The organism is Aureliella helgolandensis, assembly GCF_007752135.1.
GTDB classification, from domain to species: Bacteria; Planctomycetota; Planctomycetia; order Pirellulales; family Pirellulaceae; genus Aureliella; species Aureliella helgolandensis.
Genome location: NZ_CP036298.1, coordinates 960668 through 981912, shown reverse-complemented (window position 1 = coordinate 981912; position 21245 = coordinate 960668). Strand labels below are relative to the sequence as shown.

At 55.8% G+C, this 21245-nt stretch carries 3 protein-coding genes; 1 reads left to right on the top strand and 2 read right to left on the bottom strand.

The window, feature by feature from the left end; all coding sequences use genetic code 11:
* The first annotated feature begins 15 nt into the window (after window positions 1-15).
* Entirely contained in the window at window positions 16-16941 is a 16926-nt protein-coding gene (locus Q31a_RS03485; RefSeq protein ID WP_145074051.1) for a DVUA0089 family protein, read from the top strand.
* Window positions 16942-16983: 42 nt separating this feature from the next.
* Here Q31a_RS03485 and Q31a_RS03480 read toward each other — a convergent pair whose 3' ends face one another.
* Both Q31a_RS03480 and Q31a_RS03475 read right to left on the bottom strand, forming a co-directional pair.
* Window positions 16984-17802, bottom strand: coding sequence for a hypothetical protein (locus Q31a_RS03480; RefSeq protein ID WP_145074048.1), 819 nt, complete (start codon window positions 17800-17802; stop codon window positions 16984-16986).
* Window positions 17803-18330: 528 nt separating this feature from the next.
* Entirely contained in the window at window positions 18331-21123 is a 2793-nt protein-coding gene (locus Q31a_RS03475) for an AAA domain-containing protein (protein ID WP_145074045.1), read from the bottom strand.
* Window positions 21124-21245 lie beyond the last annotated feature (122 nt).

Genomic DNA, 21245 nt, shown 5'->3' with positions numbered 1-21245 from the left:
CGGAAGGTAAGTCGCATGGCTAGCCACTTCTATACTCGCTCGAAGCCCACCACTCAGCCGACTACGACTCGCAATCGCCTGCGTCGTATTCTCCTGGAAACACTTGAGCGACGTGAGTTGCTGGCTGCGGATTCTGCTGGTGTGATCTTTGCTCCTGGCACCGCCCAAAGCTACATGGATGAGATGATCGGCAAGTTCCTGAGAGGCTCGGTGACGGAGGCTTCAGGGGAAGCGGGTGCTTTCAACGTGGGTGGCCAACGCTGGTCAAATCCAACCGGTGGAGTGAGTGCCAACCAAGGAGATCCGACCACCGTTAGCTGGAGTATCGTCCCCGATGGAACGGCCATCACCGGCCTGGATGGTGCCCCCAACACCTCCAGCAACTTGATTGCATTCATGGACAACATCTACGGCGGCGGATCTGGCCCAGTAGAGCAACGTCCCTGGTTCCGCCTCTTCAAAGCCTCGTACGACCGCTGGAGCGAGCTCACCGGAGTGACCTTCGTCTACGAAGCCAACGACGACAGTAGCTTGGTCGGAGGCAGTAATCGTGGCGTAACCGGCGTACGGGGAGATGTGCGGATCGGTGGCAGCGCAATCGACGGCAATTACAACACGCTCGCCTACAACTACTACCCGAACAGTGGCGGTAACGATGGCTTAGATGGCGACATGGTCATCGACACCAACGATGTCTATTACTTCAATTCTGCCGATAGCGTTCTCGGGGAAAACCGCAGTCTCTCCAATGTACTGATGCACGAGGCTGGACACGGAATCGGCCTGGGGCATGTGATTCCGATCAACGGTACCAAGTTGATGGAACCCAATGCTTCCAATGCATTTCTTGGTCCACAACACGATGACATTCTAGCCGCCCAAAAACTCTATGGCGATCGCGCTGAGAACAATGACTCTCAAGCCAGCGCGTTCCCCCTGGGCACCCTAGCCAATGGATTGACCAGCGTTCAAGGAAATTCGATTGACCGCAATGGCGACGACGATTGGTATCAGTTCACCTTGCCGTCGGCTGGAAAAATCACCCTCTCCTTGGCACCGGTGGGATCTCAGTTTGACGTGGGTCCCGACGGTGGAACCGCGTCCTCGATCAATACCCAACAGAATCTCGATCTCTCACTGGAACTCGTGGCCAGCGACGGCACCGTGTTGGCTCTCGTCAACGCTGCGGCGTTGGGTGAAACCGAATCGCTCACCGAGTTCGATATCGCCGCTGGTGGGGACTATTTCGTGCGAGTCCTGGGTTCGGGCTCAGCCGCAGACGATCCACAGCTGTACAACTTGGGAATTCGCCTGAAGGGACTGGCCGCTGGCTACGTGGGCTCGCAGCCACGACTCCTGTCGATTGCTCCCAATTCGGGAGAGATCTTTAGCTTCAACAACACCACCACATTGCTCGAAGCGCCTACCGAGCTGACCTTCCGCTTCGATGGTGCCAGCGATATTGACGAGTCGACGTTGGCCGGTGGGATTCAAGTCATTCGCTCTGGCGGAGACGGAGTCTTTGGAAACGGCAATGACATCGTGGTTTCCCCTGGACATCTGGGACTCGGCGACAATAACCGAATCGCAGTCATGCGGTTTGCCAGCACGCTGGTAGATGACCTCTATCGCGTAGAAGTCCTCGGTGAAGATGATCTCGCCAATAATCGGACGGCCGTCTCCAACGCGCTGGGAGTACCGATCCAAACGCGCGCTATCGATTCCACCCCCTTGGATACCACTCGAGACTCCATCGATTTCAATCTCGAATTGGGGGCCTTGGTAACCGCAGTGGTCCCTCAACCGGTCGATCGCTTAGCCAACGGTACCCTGTCACCTCAGCGTGACAAGATCCGCGTCTACTTCAATAATGATGACCTGTACGGATCGGCGATCACGACCGGCACGATCACTCCCAATCCAACCGTTGTCGACCCAGCCTTCTACCAGTTGATCCTCTCGCAAGACACGGTTCAACCTGGGGATGACGCAGTCTTCCTGCCGACATCGATCAGCTACGATCCTGCTACCGACATGGCAGAATTGACCTTCGCAATGCCCATCGATCAATTGGCAGGTGCGGGTACCTACCGCCTGCGCGTTGGCTCGAACGACGCAGTCGTCTCTGAGAGCAATCCTGTAAACATTACTCAGCTCAATCCGCTCGACCCGGCGAGTAATATTGATGCGGCTTACTCCCTTGGATCGTTCGGCGGCGCCTTCTCGACGCTGATCAATCAGAGTATTGATACGCAGAGCATCCTCGCCCTACCACTCGATTTCCCTGGTAGCAACTACGATCCAGGACATCGAGATATCCAAGACGAAACGCACTTGAATGGTGGCGGAGACGCTTCCCCTCAGATTGCGAAAGTCGCCTACAATTTTGCCTTGAACCGTCCCTATGGACTCGATGCATCGGGCCGACCTGTCGAAACCTCGATCACCAGTGACCAGATACAACGGGTCCGTGAGATCTTTGAATTCTATTCCACCGAATTCGGAATTGACTTTGTCGAGACCCAGTCTGCGGGTTTATCGATTGTCGTAGGTGATTTGTTCCCACTGGGTGGCGAGCAGAGTGCTCCTGGGGGCATTATCGGTCTCGCTGGCGGTAGCCTCGCGATCATGGATGGTGCCGAGACCTGGGACAACAGTTTTGGTGGCCGCTCTGGTATTCCTGGAGCTCAGAGCTTCTTTGGAACGGCCATGCACGAAATCGGTCACCTGCTCGGATTGGGTCACACCTACGATCAACCGCCCGGGACGATTATGGGGGATACTGGAGACCTAGCCGATCCCAATCCTGGGCTTGGCACGGCAGGAACCGAATGGGCCTTTCCGGGCGAAGTGGATATCGTGCATGGGCAATATATGTACCGCCCCGATAACCGCGATGTCGACACCTACTCCTTCACCATTCCCACAGGGCAAACGGGCACCCTGTCCGCCGAGACCATCGCAGAACGCTTGCCCAACAGCAGCGACCTGGATTCCTACCTGACGCTCATCAAGCGGACCGCTGATGGCTTCGAAGTGCTGGCGTCGAATAATGACAACACCAGCTCCGACTCCTTCCTGAGCGCGAAGTTGGATGCGGGCGAGTATTTCATCAGCGTCACCGGCAAAGGCAATGAAGATTTCAATCCAGCCATTAGCAACACCGGCAGTGGTGCGGTAAGCCAAGGCGCCTACCAACTGAAGCTCGACTTCGCGCCCGACGTGGCTTCGATTGTGGACGCATCCGGCACCGCCTTGGATGGAGATGGTGATGGACTGTCGGGTGGCAACTTCAATTTCTGGTTCCGCACGGCAGCTCCGGTAGGCGTTGCGGCCGCGGGTGAAGCCAAGACCGTCTACGTTGACAAGTCCTACGTTGGCCCCCAAACGGGCTCGGCCACTCAGCCGATGAACAACCTCGATTTGCAGAACAGTGCCAAATGGCCCGCCGGCTTCCTTAAACCTGGGGATGTCGTTCGCGTGGTTGGCAGCGGAGGAGCCGATCGTGATCTCAATACGCTGACCGACAATCCCGCTTACGAAATCGGGCGTGGCGGTGTGGGGAATGCAATCCTTAGCGACGGGCTGACGCTGCAAGTCCCGCAAGGAGTGTCGATGCAGGTCGATGCTGGGGCGATCTTCAAACTGCAGGGAAGCCGCATCAGCGTCGGCAGCCTGAGTGCATCTATCGACCAAAGCTTGTCCTCGCTGCAGATATTGGGCACGCCGGCTCAATCGGTCCAGTTCACGAGCTTCAAGGACCAAAGTCAAGGGATCGACACCAATCCGATCAACACCACCCCGGTCCAAGGTGACTGGGGGGGGATTGATTTCCATGGTGACGTCGATCGCATCGAAGGACGCGGCGACTATGAGCGCCAAGGCATCTTCCTGAACTATGTGGCGCATGCCGACCTGCGTTATGGTGGCGGTCAAATCACCGTCTCCACTCCAAGCCCAACGGTCAGCCCCATCAACATGAGCGAGTCCCGACCGACTCTATTATACAACACAATTCGCCTGAGCTCAGATGCAGCCATGGCTGCAGACCCCAATACCTTTGAAGAAACGCGATTCACGCACCCGCGCTATCAACTCGCCGAGGTCTTCCGTCCGGATTACGTCCGAGTCGGCCCTGACATTCGGGGCAACACACTGGTCGAAAACTCCGTCAATGGACTCTTCGTACGCACCTCCACGGCTGCCGGTGCAGCCCTGACCACGATGGAAGTCGCTGCCAGGTTTGACGATACGGACATCACGCACGTGTTGGGTGAAAATCTGGTGATCAGCGGTACCCCTGGCGGTCCCGTGCTAGAAACCGTGGCCCCAGACGTCAGCTTGGTGCAAGTCACCGCTGCCACCGGTGGAACGCTTACCGCAGGCCAACGTGTACGGTACGTGGTCACCTTTGTTGACAAGTTTGGCGCCGAAGGCCTACCGAGCGCTCCGACCGCCGACTATACGCTGACGGGCAATGCGGTCTCGCTGAACCGTCTCCCTCAAGCAACAGGGGATTTCGTAGCCCGACGCCTGTGGCGCAGAATCGACACCGGAGACTACATCCTGGTCGCAGAATTGGATGGCGACACTCGGACCTTTACCGACAGCGGACAAGACCTAGCTGCCATTTTGAAGTCGCCAAGCGCCACAACTCTGCAGCGTGCTCGACTAGATGCACGTTTGCAAATCGATCCGGGAGTTGTGATCAAGTCCACGCGCTCGCGCATTGAAGCGGGCATCGGCGCTCAACTGATCGCCGAAGGTACCGCCGAACGCCCTGTAATTTTCACCAGTCGTGCGGATGACACCTATGGTGCGGGCGGAACGTTTGATACCAACAACGATCAAGCTGGCAGTGCCCCTGCTGCCGGAGACTGGGGTGGTTTGATTGCACGCCATCTTTCATCGATCAGCATCGACAATGCCCTGGTAACCTACGGCGGCGGTATCACTAGCGTCTCGGGAGCCTTTGCAGGCTTCAATGCCATCGAGATTCATCAAGCGGATGCACGGGTCGCCAACACACGCTTAGAAATGAATGCCTCCGGCCTTGGGGGAGATTCCGGTGCCAGCCGCGATGGCCATGGACCGAACGAAGCCAGTGTAATTTTCGTGGTCGGCAGCCAGCCAGTGCTGGTGAATAATACGATTCGGAATAATGCAGCTGGATCACAGACGGCTGCGATCAGTATCAATGCCAATGCGATGAATACCAACAGCAGCGTCGACAATGGACGCCAGACGGGACCATCCGACCGCGTGACGATTGGGAACGGCAATGCGGGCCCGTTGATTGATGGCAACTTGTTGGCCGGCAACGGCCTCAATGGACTGCGCATCCGCGGCGAGACGTTGACCACCGAAACCGTCTGGGATGATACCGATATCGTTCACATTCTGCAGAGCGAAATTGTGGTCCCCGACTTCCACACCTTCGGTGGCTTGCGGCTGCAAAGCCGTTCCGATGAGAGTCTTGTTGTAAAATTAAGTGGTGCTGGAGCTGGCTTTACCGCCCTGGGACGACCGCTCGACATCACCGACCGTATTGGAGGTTCGATCCATATCATCGGCGCACCTGGCTTCCCTGTGGTCTTGACCAGCCTCAGCGATGATAGCGTAGGAGCCGGCTTCGATCCTGTCGGTCGCGCACTGTTAGATACCAACAGTGATGGCTTCTCGGAAGGCAGTCCTGGAGACTGGAGAAGCATTAAGTTTGAGCCCTATGCCAACGATCGCAACGTCGACATTGCCGTCGAGCTTGAGACCGATCAGATTCAGGAGACCGGCACCAATGATGTAGTGGGAGTTGCTCAATCGCTGGGAGGTCTGGCAGCCAGCCTCAGTGACGGTGATGAAAACCTACGTCTCGGCTTCAGCCTCGATGGAGCCATCGCAGCCCCCCAAGACATTGACGTCTACAGTTTTTCGGGTGTAGCAGGAAATCCAGTTTGGATCGACGTTGACCACACCAGTGGGTCGTTGGATGTCGTGGTCGAATTGGTCGATGCAAGTGGAACCATCCTCGCCCAGAGCGACAATTCGTTGCTTGAGAGTGCTGGCACGGAAACCCGCTACGTCAGCTCGAATGCCTCCAAGATCACTCCCGACCAAGTCCTCTCCTTGGACAGCGATCCGTTCGCAACTGCCAACTCCTTTATCGCAGGTACCGATCAAGATCTCTATTCCGTCAATCCACTCGACGCTGGCATGCGGATCGTCCTGCCTGGCGCCGTGGGTGCGACCAACACCTACTTCGTTCGCGTCCGTAGTAGCAATGTGAAGACCGGTGATTCGAAGGCCTCGCTACAAGATCCGTCCCGCGATCGCGACGGTTTGACGCAAGGCGCCTATCGCCTGCAAATCCGCATGCAGCAAACCGATGAAGCCCCAGGTTCGACCGTACGTTATGCGGACATCCGCTATGCATCCAACGGGATCGAAGCACTCGGACAACCAAGTAGCTCTCCGCTGTTAGGACAACTTGCGTCGACTTCCGGTGGTTTGGACCTCGGCAATATCATCAATTCGGATCGTGGTTCCGTATCCGTAGCAGGACAATTGACCTCCGCGACCGGAGTCAACCTGTATACCTTTACCGTCCAACGCGGGTCCACTCAGGTAATCGACCCAGCCGATGGTTCGGCTCATATTTCCACGATTTTTGATATCGACTATGCGGACGGCTTTGGACGTCCCGACACCTCGCTGTGGGTCTTCGATTCCACGGGGGCCCTGGTTCTGGTGGGTACCGATTCCAATATTGCGGATGACCGTGCTGCCCCTCTAAACGGCAGCGACGTGGACGACCTCACTCGCGGTTCGTCCGGTGCGCGTGACCCCTTCATTGGTGCTTCGGAACTTCCCGCCGGGCAATACACCGTCGCGGTCACCAACAACAGCCGCATGGCGACCGTCTTGGACCAGTTCCAGATTGCCAACGCGACCAATCCCTTGGTGCGTTTGGAACCGGTCAACTCCGTGAACCGCATCTCCGTGGATCGATTCGAAGGCGGTAATTTGTTCGAGACGGCGAATCCACCCGTCCAAGTCACTTTTTCCAACGTCTCTAATAATCGCCACTACAGTCAAGCCATCGGTTGGACGCTAGCCGACATCACCTCCTACGTGGTGCGCGATCAAGGCAACGGATCGCAGCTTTCCTTCGCCAATGCCATGTCGGGTGCTCGCGAAGCAGAAATTAGCAATTTCATCCGCGTTAACGATGCTGCCATGTCGCCCGATGGACGGTTGGTGGGTTATCAATTGCAGCAGAGCGGCAGAATCAATGACGCCACCAGCGGCAACTTCCATCTGATCAATTCCATTGGTGCGCCCGGGGGAGCAAACACCCCCAACAATGCTTCAACGCAGCAGGGCAACACCGGCATCCAAACCTTCACCACGCAGCCCACCAGTGCGACTGCGTTTGCGATCCAACAGCGCGATCCGGATGGGTTTGGCGGCGGTGTGGGTCCTGAGGGAGATGGGATTCTGATCGAGGCCCTGACGTTCTATACCAATGACAATAATGCATTGAAGATGTACGGCGTGGGCTCACGTGGCAATGGGCAAACCTCGTTCGCTCTGCCAACCTTTGATGGCAACAATAACGTTAACGGTATCTCCACAGTCCGCAGCTACAACGCGACCAACATCGTCTATCGATTGGATCCAGACAGCGGTGCGGCCATCAACCCGGCTAATACCAACGACCGCACGGGCAATGGTCGCACGAATGGCGCCGGTACTCAGAAGGTCGAGTTTGGTAGATTTTTATCGGGCACCGAAGAGAATGACTATACCGACGGTACTGTAACCGGTTTGGCTGAGATCGACGGCGTGCTCTACGCGGTGAGCGACATGGGCGAGCTCTTCCGAGCTCCCCTGGGCGGCAACGGCAATTCAGGCTTCTCCCGCGACTTGACGTTCAACGATGCCACCAAGACCTATTATGGCACTCTGCCGGAACTCGTCATCGAAGACAATGGTGCGCCGGTTCGATTTACGGGGCTAACGTCTGGCCCTCGAAATCTCGAAGAGGGACGATTTGCCGATACGCTCTTCGGAATTACCGAGGATGGTACGATCTATGCGTTTAATACCGCTGGCGAATTGCAGCCCGTCTTCCCTGGCTTTTCCTACAAAACGCACAGCCAAAGTCGCTCGTTGGGGACGAATGTCACCAGCATCGACTTCTCCCCTCTCGACGTCAACCTATGGCACTTGACCGAGCGTCGCGACAACGAAGCGGGGCACGGTCGCACCGTGCCATTTGACAGTTCCCAAGAATCCGACGAATTGGGGGATCGCGCACTCTACTTTGGTTTCGAAGCCAATTCGGTAGCCACCCGCCAAGCGGGAGACTGGTCGGGCGTCTACGATGTGGCCGCCTACCAGGGAACCTACGACCTCCCTGGTGGTGCCCATGGTGCGATCCTCAGCAATCCCATCGACCTACGCGGGTACAGCGCGGACGATTTGCCGATGCTGTACTTCAACTACCTGCTCGAGACATCCGACACCAATAGCGATCGAGACGATGGTGACAATCGCATGCAAGATGCGTTCCGCGTTTACGGGGCAGGTGAAGACGGAGATTGGGTATTGTTGGCAACCAACAATACTCCCCGCGACAATGGCCTCGACCGCAACCTGCACAGCACTGGCTTTGAAGACGAATTGGACAACGTCCAAATTAGCCCCAACCATGACACCTTTGCCAACCTCGATCCGTTTGGAGACTACCAGCAAACACAAGAGGTGTTCGACGGCCAGGGTTGGCGGCAAGCTCGAACATCCCTGGCTGCTTTGGCGGGGCAGGAAAATGTCCGTCTACGCTTCGAATTCAGTACGGGTGCAAGCTTCCGGACTGGCGATGCCCTAACCGGAGGTATCGAAATCACGTCGGTGGCTGGCTCGAAGATCACCGATGGTCAATTTTTCAGAGTGGCTCCTCAAGACGGCGTCTCTCCCCACACGGGCGCTCAGACGCTTGAGTTTGACCTAGGACTCGTCCTCAACCTGCCTGGTGGAGCCGGACTCACCAGTGATGTCAGCAAGATTGACTTCAATGGAACCGAAGTTGTCTTTTCGACCACCGATGGCAGTGGAAACAATATTTTCTACGACGTCACCGACACGCCGGCTGAAATTGCTCAACACTTGACGCTGCGGCTTCCTGGAATCTTGGGGATTTCGCCGAACGATATCCGTATTGCTGCTCAGGCTGCCAATGTCCTCAATATTGCAGGCTTGGCCGAGGGCACGTACAGCACTCTGGGCTTCGGTGGCAACGTGATTCAAGGTTTGCCTGGCGTCAATCCTGGCAATGTTGCCATTCCTGTGAATCAGGCTATGACGATCACGCAGGTACGCGATTCGATTCGAACCACGCTGGCTGAGACCTTCAACGATCCCAATAACTCGAATACGTTCACAACCTCCGAACTCGATGCTTGGCCCGTCCACGACGACATCATCACGCTCTACAAGTATGATGTCGTGAACCTGGATCCCATTACCGAAGTGCCAACGTCCAGCTTAGGAGTCACTCTTTCTCGCATGGGAGATGAGTATGGAGTCCAATCCAGCAGTGGCTTCGGAAGCAACGGCATCAATCGACTCGATGAACGGGCGCAAGACAACGCTTACGAGGGCATCTACCTCGACGACATTATCGTCGGTTTTGCAGAACGCGGTGAAATGGTCTTCGACGCTGGCTCCAACACGTCGTTCAGCGCCAACCAACAATATGCAGAAACGCTCTACGACATTTTGCAAGTCGAAGAGGGACGCTACCAGCTGGTCGTACGGGCCGCCGCCGACTACGGCACCACCGACGAAGTGACTGGGGACCTGGTTCTCTTCGGTCCCTTCGGTCGCTCCTACGACACGAACGATCGGCTCTCCCAAGGCACCGGCATTCTCGTCTCACCGCAAGCCGCTGGTAATATTGCCGACGGTGTCACCTTCACCCTCAGCGAGGGTGGCGCACCGGTCACTTTCGAATTCGATGTAACCACCGGTGGCAACGGTATCGAAGCGGGTGTGACTCCCGGCAACGTGGCAGTCTCCATTACGACGGACGCGACGAACCAAGAAATCGCGACTGCCATTCGCGATGCAATTAACTCCTCCACAACTCAGCTTCGATTCTCACTCACCGCATCCTTGTCGGGTGAAATGAGCTATGGTGGTTTCGGTGATGCCGCTCCATCGGGATCAACGTTGATCATTCTCCATGGCCCCGCTTCTGGCGGCGTCGATGGTACGTTTACCTTTGGTAGCGAAACGTTCCTACAACCGGTCATGTGGGGAACCGAGACTGGCTTTGGCGAAGACCACGGAGATCGCCAACGCAAGTCGCCACAGGGGCAAATCCTACTCGTCGGAAATACGATTACCGACAGCAGCAACTTTGGTATCGTGACCTCCGCAGGCAACCGCGATCAGAGTGGAATTGGTGAGGCGGTCGCCAACCGCCCCTATCCCGGTGCCCCTCTGAATCTACCGACACCTAATACGAGTCGACTCGCTCCTGGGATTGTCATCGCCAACAACATTCTTGCCAACAACGAAGCGGGCGGCATCCGCGTCGTGGGAGACACCGCAGGTGGTAGCTCCGCTCCAGTTCAGATCGCGAGAATCATCAACAACACGATCTACGGCACAGGGTCGGGTGACGGCATTCACATCGAGAGTGGTGCTTCGCCCACCATCCTTAACAATATCATTGCGAACAATGCCACCGGAATCAGCGCACCAGCAGGCTCTTCTTCGGTGATTGGAGCCAACGTTTACCAAAGCAATGTCACCCACACGCAAAATGTAGGGCTGGGTTCCTTCGCTGAAGTTCTGGCTCCCACCACTCCACTGTTCGTAGACACCACCAACCGTCGCTTCTACTTAGCTCCCGGTTCGAGGGCTATCGACAGCTCGCTAGAAGCACTCCAGGAACGCGCCGCGCTGGCGCAGGTGAAGAACTCGATCAGTGTTGCCCCAAGCCCGATGCTGGCTCCAGATTTGGACGTGACCGGTCAACGACGTGTTGACGATCCAACGGTAAACTCGCCTGCAGGTTTGGGTGGCAATGTCTTCAAGGACCGTGGAGCCGTTGACCGCTCCGATTTCATCGGCCTCGAAGCAGTCATCCTACAACCTCAGGACAATGACGCGTTCAGTGTCGATACTGATCGCGCCTCCACCTACATCCAGCTTACCGAAGGTCTGTTGGAGTACTTTAGCATCTTGCTGAAGGACACCAATGGAACGGGTCCCGACCCCTCGACCGTAGTTTCTCCCGCTTTCGTGCTTAAAGAAAACGGTACGACACTCATTGAAGGTGTCGACTATATCTTTGGTTACAACGCCAATAGCCGCACAGTCCGACTAACGCCCGTGGCAGGTATTTGGAGAACGGACAGCGTCTACGAGATCAATGTCATCAATCAGGATTCGTTCACATTGAACGTCCAGGACGGTGCCACCACCAATGACGGCGACTCGTTCTCAATTGCCCATGCTGGCGGCGTGCAAGTCTTCGAAATGGATAGTGACGGAAGCGTTGCCTCTGGTGCCATTGCGGTTACCTTCTCGGAAGACTCGTCGAACTATGACAACACGTTGCAACTGCTGACCAAGATTCGCCAGGCCAACTTGGGAGTCTTCGCCTACATCCAAGGTGCCAACTCCGTCACGGTGAGTGGCGCTCAAGCACTCATCTCCGATGGAAGTAGCGTATCGGTCGATGGAATTGATGGGGTCCGTGACCTAGCTGGAAACGAGCTGTTCGCCAACCGCTCGAACAGCCTGACGCAATTCACCATCATCATGCCCGAAGTCGAATTGGACTTTGGCGATGCACGCTTCGCGACCGATCCACTTGGCGTCAGTTATCCAACGGTCTCCAAAGATCAAAATGGCCGCCGCACAATCGACGCCCCACGCCACACCCTCTTGCCACTCGATGTAAACATCCTAGCGTTAGGGCGCTATGTCGATGGTGAAGTGGACGGACAACCCAATCCATCTGCAACTGGAGACGATACGGGCAGCCTGGTTATCTCCACGACCATCGGTGGAGCCACCCTCACCTCAGTCGGCGCCGCTTCCGTCGTGGCTCAAGCTGCTACCGCAGCAATCGATGGCCAGTTGTTCACCATCACCGACGCCGGTCGCCAAACAGTAACGTTTGAATTCGACACCTCAGCGGATCCTGGAACCGTCGCTGATGGTCACCTTCGCATCCCAGTGTTAGAGACAGCCACCGCGGATGAAGTCGCTTCTGCCGTCAGTGACGCTGTACTGTTTGCAGTTATGGAAGGACAGCTCTTCGGCCTCACGCCGGTAGCCGACAACGCTCGAGTCAGCTTGGGAGGTGGACGTGGCGTCGAATTCGATTTCACTGCCGCCCCAGCCCTAATGCGAACTCAACTCAACCAGTTCGATCTAACCTTGCCAGCCACTGGATTTGCCGACGGACAGACGTTGACCATTGTCGACTCACTGGGCCGCAGCTCCATCTTTGAGCTTGAGCACACACTCGACGGCCATGTGTCCAACGGCGTGCAAGCTGGAAACATCGCAGTGAACGTCGATGTCGTCAGCTCCTCCTCCGAGCAGATCGCCACCGCGTTCTCCGAACGAATCAACCAAGAGGTTCTTCGCCGACGAATCAGCATGGGTAGCGTGATCACTAGCGGGAGTGCTCTACAGTTCTCCGGCGATGACGAAGATGGTGTGCATTTCACCTCCGTCTTCAACGCCAACCTTGCTGCCGTACCGGTGATCGTTACCGCAACCGGTGCAGGAATTCTGGATGTCTGGTTCGACTGGAATCAAGACGGCGATTTCTCCGATCCAGGTGAACGCATTGCGACCGACGTGCCAGTTCGTGCCGGTGAAAACACCTTGATGGTCACGACGCCGCAAGGCGCCGCGTTGGGTGTCACCACGACCCGCTTCCGTCTCAGCACCGGCGGCAATCTGTCGCTCGGTGGTGTGGCCGTCGGGGGAGAAGTTGAAGACCACCTGATTACCGTCGTTACAGGTAGCCCACCAGTTGCCGTCAACGACAGCTACACAGTCCTGGAAGACGACGTGCTCGTCGTCGGCGCTACGGGAATCCTAGCGAACGATACCGATGTCGACACGCCCGTGGATGAACTTCGCGTGCAAGATCAGAATCCAGCCACTCCAGAAATCGATCCGGTGGAGAACGTGTCTCATGGCACGCTACAGCTCAACCGAGATGGCTCGTTCACCTACACGCCCAATGCGGACTTCAACGGCATCGACACCTTTGTCTACAACGCCACCGACACGCGTCTACAAAGCTCTGCACCTGCCACAGTAACCATTACGGTTGCCGCGGTGAACGATGCACCTGAATTCACCATCGCTTTGCCAGCGACGTCTGTCGAAGATCAGGGAATGGTCCAAATTGATGGCTTCTTGACCAATCTAATGCCAGGCACTGCCACGGCGACTGACGAAGCAACGCAAAACTTGACGATTAATGTCCAGGCTGCTGATCCATCCGCTTTCGCAGTACTTCCCACCATTGGATTGGACGGCACGCTTCGCTTCCAAACTGCAGTGGACGCCAACAGTGATCACTCCAATCTGGAAGTCTGGGTCACGGTCGAAGATGACGGTGCAGATCTACCGCCTCCCAACCAAAACTCCTCGCAGACCAAGACGTTCACGATCCAAACCGGTGCCATCAACGATGCTCCGCAGTTCACGCTTGCACAATTGGAAGTAACGGTCCCTGAGGACGCCGAGCAATTCACGAACACTCCCAATACGACGATTGCCGGTTTTGCCAGCGATCTGCTGAGCGGCCCAACATCGGCAACTGACGAAATTGGACAACAGCTGAGCTTCGAAATTGTATCGGTCAGTGCCCCCGAACTCTTCGCAGTACAGCCCAGCCTGAACGCGACCGGCGGCGATCTAACCTTCACGACCGCTGCCAATAGGAATGGCAAGTCGCTGGTCGTGACGCGTCTTCTGGACGACGGAACTTCCGCACCTCTCCCCAACCAGAACGCATCGGGGCTGAGAACCTTTACGATTAACATCGAACCGGTAAATGACGCTCCAAGCTTCACTCTCGATACCGTCTCGGTCGCAGAGGACGCAGGGGTAATCACTCGCACCGGCTTTGCTCAGAACATTCGAACCGGACCTGCGGGCACTACTGACGAGGAACGGCAAACCCTGACCTTTGACGTCGTTGCTATCGACCCCACCTCTTTCTTGGTGCAACCGTCACTCAGTGCGGATGGAACACTCGTGTTCCAAACGGCCCAAGACACCAATCGCCTCAACAGCGATTTTAGAGTGCGAGTCAGTCTGCGAGATAGCGGATTGGGAGATCCCCCTCCCAATACAAACATCTCTGCCGAACAGACGTTCACCATCGATGTTACTCCGGTCAACGATTCACCCTCAGTCGGCGAATACTCGACGTCGGGAGTCGAAGACACCATGCTGACCATCCAATCAACGGATCTCCTCGCTGGAGCTATCGCTGGTCCAACCTTCGATGAATTGGGGCAAGCCTTGCGGGTAACGCAAGTGGCAACCTCCAGCGTAGCCGGCGGACGAGTCACTCCAGTCTTTGGAGACGCAGCCGATCCCACAAAGGTAACATCGATTCAGTACCAGCCACCACTCAATCTGGTTGGTAGCGACAGCCTACTATTTGTCGTCACCGACGATGGATCTCCAGAACATAGTGGTACCGGAACCGTGGTCATCAATCTGACTAGCGTGAATGACGCTCCACAGTTCACCCGTGGCACCAACGTAACCGTCCCCGAAGATTCTGGAGCAGTTACCTTTGAGGGCTGGGCTACGAACATTTTGCCTGGACCTCCTTCAGCCACCGATGAATTAGATCAACAGACCGTCTCCTTCCTTACCAGTGCGGACAAACCTGAACTGTTCGCAGTTCAGCCGTCGGTCGATGGCAATGGCGTGCTGTCCTTTAGGACTGCCATCGATGCTATCGGAACTGCCATCGTGCGAGTTCGAGCACAAGATGACGGAGCGAGCACCGCTCCTGATATCAACCAGTCGCCCGAGCAGACGTTCACGGTCACCATCACTCCCGTCAATGATGCTCCAGTCTTCACCGCTGGTCCCAATATCACGGTGAATGAGGACAGTTCGCAATTCACTGGAGCCTGGGCAAACAACATCGCTGCTGCTGGCGGTCTGCTTTCGGTTCCACCAACGGCCACCGATGAAATGGGACAAGGACTCGAGTTCATCGTCACGGTTGATCGACCTGAGCTCTTCTCAGTCCAGCCCACGCTTGACAGCACTGGTGCCCTTTCATTCACACCACAAGCGAATGCATTTGGGCAAGCCGTGGCGACCGTTGTCCTAAAGGATCTCGGACCTGCCAATGCGAACGATTCGAACCAATCGACTCCTTACGCTTTGACCATCTCCATCACTCCGCAGAATGACGCTCCTGTTGCAGTGGGAGATAGTTACAGCACGACCGAAGACGCTATCCTGTCGGTCGATGCCGCTTCGGGATTGCTCCTCAATGACACCGATTTTGACATTCCTGCAGACACGTTAAGCGTGGTTGCTGGAACGCTCACTTCGGAATCGGGCGCCGACGTGGTGCTCAATGCAGATGGTTCCTTCAGCTATGACGCGACTGCCATCGAAAGTTTCCAGCAGTTGCAAGCAGGCCAAAGCATCTTTGATCGCTTCGTGTACAAGGTACAAGACGCCGAGGGTGCACTCAGCAACGACGCGACGGTGACGATTGAAATTAATGGTGTCGACGATGCACCAGTTGCAAACGACGACCAGTTCTCGATTGGTGTGGGACAAGCACTGAATCTACAGGTGCTGCTGAACGACACCGATATCGATTCGACCATCGACCGGCAGACCATCGAAATCACGGCAAGTCCCGCTTTCGGAACCGTGGAATCCTTAGCCGTTGGCGTGGTACGCTACATACCCGATCCTGGATTCCGCGGCAGTGACACGTTCAAGTACACCGTGCGAGATTCTGCGGGAAATGTTTCCAACGAAGCCACCGTGCAGATCACGGTCAACAGTGCCCCGGTGGCAGCCAATGACAGTGGCCTGACCTATAAGAATCAAGCCCTGACGATCAATGTACTCAACAACGACTCCGACCCTGACGGAACCATTGATCCCGCCACGGTTCAAATTGAGCAACAACCGACACAAGGCTCGGCAGTCGTTCAAGCGGATGGTACCGTGTTGTTCACCCCCGCTACGGACTTCACCGGAACGGCCACGTTCTCCTACAGCTTCCAAGACAATGTGGGAACCCCTTCCAATGTAGCCACGGTTTCTATCCAAGTGCTGAATAGCAAATGGCAGAATCCATCGGAAAATCTCGATGTGAATGCGGACGGCTTTGTCGCCCCAATCGATGCCCTTCTCATCATCAACTACTTGAACGCAGGACGGGAAAGCTACCTGCCCGATACCGACGTCGTCCCGCCTCCTTACTTGGATGTCAATGGCGATGAATTTGTCGCTCCAGTCGACGTCCTGCTTATCATCAACTTCCTCAACAATCAATCGTTGGGTGGTGGTGCCGAAGGTGAAGGAGAAATGGTTACGACCGAGCATGTCATGATGGTCACTCCGGAGCAGATCATCGCTACGGTCGGTCCTCAAATCGTTCGCGAGATCCAAGAAGCCATGGATGTCGCTCGACTCTCTGTACTCGATGACGAAAATCTCTCCGGAGAGTTGCTGTCAGGCGGTGCACAGTCAAGCACCTCCGCCACCGCCGCTAACTCCCTACTAGAACCCCTAGGTATGGATGACGACATGCTCGATGTGGCGGACGACCTGGAAGAAACGGCTGATGAGTTCGCGGTAGATTGGTACTTCGACGATCTAGGCCCCAAGTACCCCAAGTAGGCACCGCCGAGTCCACGGTCAATCTCATTCTCCCGGCTGAACCTATTGAGCCGGGAGAATGAAACCCGCGTTGGGTGCAAGGCCCGTCTCGACCTCGCTTCGCGTAAAGTGCTCCGAATACTCTCGCTCGGGATCAGCCATGAATTGGCGCAGTTGCCGAGAGAGGGAGAGCTGCGACTCCCCCGATCTCTGAGTGGTCAGATAACGAGTAAGCAATTGCCGAGTCTGCGGGCTTCGGTGCAGCATGAAATGAACCCACGACCAACTATCCCGATATTGGCTGTTGTCGAAGCGCGCAATATCGTCCACGGATTCCAATTGCTCCAGCGCTGGAACGTAGCCAGCCTTGGACCGTTCCAGAATCTGAGGCAAATAGGGATTGCCTTGAAATCGGCGGTCACGCTCGACCTCAAAATACTCAGCCAGCCCTTCATCGAACCACAGCGGCAATGAGCTTGCGTGAGCGTTGACCAACGCGTGTGTCACCTCGTGGCGCAGATCGGTTGCGACCTGGGGATGCCAATACGTAAACAGCATTCCCGGTCCTCGGTCTTGAACGAACAATGCGCGGCGCGTTGGCAAGCTCGGAAAATAATTCTCCATATACCTGCGGTACTCGGCCGCTGTCGCAAACAAGACGACGTGCACCGGAGCTTGGCTGAGCTCTATGCTCAATAGTCCACTGACATCCGCCGTCAAATGCTGCAGTTCCGCCGCCAAGCCTTCACGCTCGGTCAATTCAAAATCAGCGTGAATTTTAAATTGTCCAACCCGTAATTCGACCGGCCAATTCCTCGCCCGATTGTCATCCCCCTCGGCCGCGGCAGCTAGATTGAGCATCAGCCCACAAGACCAACTCAACCCGACACCAATTAGGAAACGTCTTGATAGAGATGATATTCGTGGTTCAGCAACCAATGCGTGCATGGACACCAATCCAGGGAGGGACACGCAATGCGCATGTTTAACGAGGAAGACTGGCAGTCTATCAAAAAGCGAGTCTTCAGCTCAAACCCGAATCCTGTGTGGACGACTCCGAATCCTACGTTCCAACTTCAAACAAATCAGGCTTCGATGAGCAGGTCCCATTTAGCGAACACCAACTCCCCGCACCTCTTGTTGCTGCAGCCCCCGGCCCTCCAGCGCCCCCCAGAGTTCCTCGTAGCATAGCGTTCCTCGTCGCGTAGCGGCCTGCTGCCCAATGCCTCAGCGCGACTCGAAGGCCTCCTGCGCAGTAAAATCCAGTCATCGAAGAGGGCCCTTCAGCTTTCGAGTGCGACCACAATGCTAGCAAATCAAGATATTGCTAGCTAACTACTCGAGGAGGGCGGCCACCAAGACCGATCGATGGCATGTAATAGGGGCATGCAATTGGGGACTGAAGAACCGCTAGCTGGCAGCCGGGAATGCCTTGAGTGTCGACAGAGCGCGTTCGATGGCTGCCTCTGGGGATTGCAGCCAGCTCCGATAGCTCAGTGGGTAGACATGCAACCCGGCCCGACGCAACATGCGGTAGCGTTCCAGTTGAAACGCATCCATCAACATTCCTGGGTAACCGACAAGATCAATTCCAAGTAGAGAGCCATGGCCCCGCATGAGTAGGTCTAGATGAAAACCGCCGATGGGGAAATCGACCTCCGTCAGATGGCCACGCTCGCTGAGTGCCGCAGCGACTGCGGAGCGAAATTCATCATGATGGAAGTTTTGCCCCTTGGGAGTAGTCGCCCTGTGATGGGGCGCAGATTCCAAGTAGCGTCGGACGAGGCTGTCCATGCGCAAGGTGTTTAGCTGGAAAGAGTGGTAGACCCTCTGCAAGTGCCTGGCCCGCGTGATAGCTACATTCAGCAAGTTCGGTGACTCCAGAAAGCGAAAGGATGCAGAGTGGGCTTGATCGTCAAGCGTCAGTGATAGATGCACGACATCGCGTTCCTCGCCTTGAAACGAATGCGCCGTACCAACAAGAAGATCAATAGATTGCATCTGTTCGAGGCTCAGGTGCTGGTCAAACTGTTTCCGCAGGTATTCGACTTGTTCTCGAAACGGGGACACGACTCCGATACTGGGCAAGACTTCTGGAGAGCCAGAAAGCGGGCTTTCGAAGAGACCAACCACGTGTTTCACAATCAACTCAGCTTCCGTCGCGTTGCGACCATTGCCGTCACGTTGACCTGCGACATGCAACACTTTCAAACCCGTTTCCAATTCTTCCTCTGCTGGAATTTCGGAGTCGGCTGGGTATTCGCTGTGCCTCATAATCGAAAGGGAATTGCGATAGAATTCCGAATTGCTAAATCGAATGATGGGCGGCAAACTCCGGAAGTGCTCATTCAAAAAGACGACTTGCTCTTGTTGTCTGGCTGAATCGCTGCATAGATCAATGATGGATTGGTTGCGATAGTGCAGCAACTGCTGTTGGGACTCGCTCAATTGGCATTCTTGTGCAATCGCAGCTTGCCGGTCTTCGGCTAAGAAGGAGATATGCTTGAGTTGCTGAGAGTCTCCCACAATCACGACGCGACGGGCCCTTTGCATCAGTGGCAGGCAACTGGCAATATCGCACTGCGACGCTTCATCCAAGATCGCAACATCAAACAATTGTCGCGTAGATGGCAATACGTCTGACAAATCGGAAAGTTTGCACAGCCAAGCTGGGAACGCATCCAGAAGCAACGAAAAATCAATTTCGCGAAACAATCGCTGCTGTTTTCCATCGCTTCGCGCCTTAAGTGCTTGAAGAAACTTGCTGAGGTCCTGGCGACGGCGACGGAGCAATCTTTGCACGCGTTCGTGGAGCCGTTGTCGGAGAAAAAGCTGGCAGTGCTGAACTCTTGATTCGAGCAGTTGTTCGTACTTAGCGATTTCCTCCCAACAGTCGAGAGTACTCAATAGCCAATCGTGAAAGCCTTTGGCAAGTGGGCGGTAGAGACGCTCGAACATGCTAGCTGGGGGAGTCGCGTAGCGTGAGCCCCAAGCAATTTCGCGACGAAAGCTGGCCTTTAGCGACTTCTCGACGCGCGACAGCTGTCGATCCCTCTTGCGCAATTGACTCTCCAGCTTCCTGGCTGCCACGTCGGATGGAGGGGGGGAGTGAATTCCGCTGAGGAGATTGTCGAGTGTGGAAGTCATCTGCCTCATATGCCGCTTTCTACCGCCGCGAACGACTGCATCATGAGGTCCCAGCAAGTCTTCGATCTTCTGGGTAACGACGTCAACAGCCTGATCCATTTTGGATGCAACCAGCACGGATTCATTCCGAGCCAAATGGTCCAACACGATCGCAGAGATCGTGTGCGATTTTCCGGTACCAGGCGGGCCAACGATAATGGAAAGTGGCTGGGAAGCTGCGTTGGCTAGCGCTTGGCGTTGGGCTGCGCTCAACACCGTTGGGGCAAGCGGGCGATGGGAAGGCCGCGGATTCGAGGGGATTGCTTCCTCAGTGAAGATCGCGTTGAGAGGGGGAGAAAGCTCACGGCGTCTGCTGGCTGCAGAAAGTTCCGATAACTCGAATAGAACCCCGCGCGTATCGGGAGAGTTGGGGATCAATGCCATCGCGGCGGCGGGGTGACACTGAAGTGCTGCCGAGGCGGATGCACGAGTTTGTTGCAATTGTTTGGAAGTGAGGAGTTGCGGGAAACTCCCCAGAGGAGTGAAGTCGACCGCGGGAAGCGCTTCAGAAAGACTGGCGGCGATACTATGAAGCTGACTACGCGGCCAAGGAGGAGACGGCAATTCGAGCAGGATAGCCTCGAGGGCTCCTTCGTCGGCCTTGGTCTCGGCGGCAATCGCAAGCAAGACGGGCCAATTCAGTTTCAAGTCATTGAGTTCCGGTTGCAACGCAATGTGTGATCCCCGGCAAGGCGTCAGAGTGCAATGAAAGAATGCCAAGGGTGCGCACAATTGCTTGGGAAGCCGCTTGCTGAAAGCTCCGCTGCCGACGATCGGGAGAACCCCATAGATCAGTGATTTATCACGTCTGTATTTAAAGACGTCTCTCTCCAGTGGTGACTCTGGAGGATCCACCAGCGGGAGTTGTGGAACCGTCCCCGATAAGAGCAGTTCTTCGCCTTCAAAGAAACGCACATGCCGATGCTGGTCTTGCCACAAACTGCCGATTCCAGTTTCGCGGTTGTCCGCTTGATAGCATCGCAACTGATACTCGATGCATTGCTCGACATTAGCCATAGGGGCCGATCAATGGAGGTAGGAGTGGAGTGGGGATGGAAATAGGATCTTGGGGGGCGAGATTATTCCTATTTCTAGCTTAACGCGTGGAACGCAAGCCCGATCACTGTTTTCTGGCTTGA

Bases quoted from the DNA above. Each gene is read 5' to 3' on its own strand.
- Q31a_RS03485 (WP_145074051.1), top strand. From the start codon at position 16: ATGGCTAGCCACTTCTATACTCGCTCGAAGCCCACCACTCAGCCGACT.
- Q31a_RS03475 (WP_145074045.1), bottom strand. From the start codon at position 21,123: ATGGCTAATGTCGAGCAATGCATCGAGTATCAGTTGCGATGCTATCAA.